Origin of the sequence: Mesorhizobium sp. M7A.F.Ca.CA.002.05.1.1 (assembly GCF_003998335.1) — a bacterium.
Classification (GTDB): Bacteria; Pseudomonadota; Alphaproteobacteria; order Rhizobiales; family Rhizobiaceae; genus Mesorhizobium.
This window is the reverse complement of the sequence record NZ_RZQI01001377.1, coordinates 1-984: the sequence shown is the minus strand read 5'-3', so window position 1 is coordinate 984 and position 984 is coordinate 1. Positions and strand designations below refer to the sequence as shown.

Below are 984 nucleotides of genomic sequence, written 5' to 3'. Positions count from 1 at the left end.
CCTGGACACGATCTGGGTTGCGTCAGTTCTGGGCGTTCCGGTGAGCCTGGTGCTCGCAGGCGATGCGCTGGTGGCCCCCATAGTCTCGTTTGTGGTGACAGGGCTCTGGGTCGCCTACGTCTACAAGTCTGTCAGGGTGCGGAACACGTTCACCAGGATTGGGGCATCCGCCCAGGTTGCGAGCGCGTCATAGAAGGCAGCCCAATTTGGGATATTTTGGAGCGTCGGGGCTCGACGAACTGACCTTCAATGACATGATGTTCATCGAGTTCGTGAAGCGCGACGCGGCGAAGATACCCGGAGCTGCGCGCGGCGATCCGCAGGCAGAACCGGATTTTGGCGGCGGCGATCAGGGTTTGACCTCGTGCACCACTATGTCGTCATCGAAGCTGGAACGGCCAAATCCCGAGCCGAATGACCGCAACTGTCGTCCGTGACGGCTGCGAGCTTTTGGAAGGTCTTCATTTCGGCTTCATTTATAGGTGCTGCCCGCGCTTTCGCCTGGAGATCAGCCAGGCGCGCCACGAGGGCTTGCGACGTCTCGACTTCAGGGCTCATCATTTTCGTTTGTCCGATTCAGTGGCGATTTGACGAGCACACCCCGCCGCCATCCCTGCCGGCGGGCGTGGCCGGTTCGAAGTTTCAGTCGTAGACTTTCACAATCTTGCGTGTGCTCGGGTCCACCAGAACCGTTCGGTTGTCGACCACAGTATAGCGGTATTTGACGTTGGGGACCTCGTGGAGCTCGACCGTGTCTGGCAGAGCCGTGCCGACGTTCAGCTCCACCCCCGGAAGCTTCACAGAAGCCAAGGGTTGCTTCTTCACGTATTCGCGCACGACGGTGTCCTGTTCCTGTGTGATAACCACATCCTGTGCCGCAACCGCGCCGACGCTGGCCAGCAGCAAGAGCGCCGCAGCGGCGCTGGTTAGGTGCATCCCCATTGTTTTCCTCCTCTTTTACTGTGGCGGCAGCACGATCGGCTG

Annotated in this window: 2 protein-coding genes and 1 pseudogene; 2 read left to right on the top strand and 1 reads right to left on the bottom strand. The window is 60.1% G+C overall.

Annotated features, from left to right (window positions below; genetic code table 11):
* A pseudogene (locus EN939_RS38750) lies at positions 1–193 on the top strand (DUF2569 family protein); the annotation flags it as partial.
* Between the two features lie 61 nt (positions 194–254).
* Entirely contained in the window at positions 255–437 is a 183-nt protein-coding gene (locus tag EN939_RS39575) for a hypothetical protein (RefSeq protein WP_236383443.1), read from the top strand.
* 205 nt (positions 438–642) lie between these two features.
* On the opposite strand, the gene EN939_RS35700 is transcribed toward EN939_RS39575, so the two are convergent.
* Positions 643–942 carry a DUF1236 domain-containing protein gene (locus tag EN939_RS35700; protein ID WP_127271999.1) on the bottom strand — a complete coding sequence of 100 codons (300 nt, stop codon included), beginning with the start codon at positions 940–942 and terminating at the stop codon, positions 643–645.
* Between the last annotated feature and the right edge of the window lie 42 nt (positions 943–984).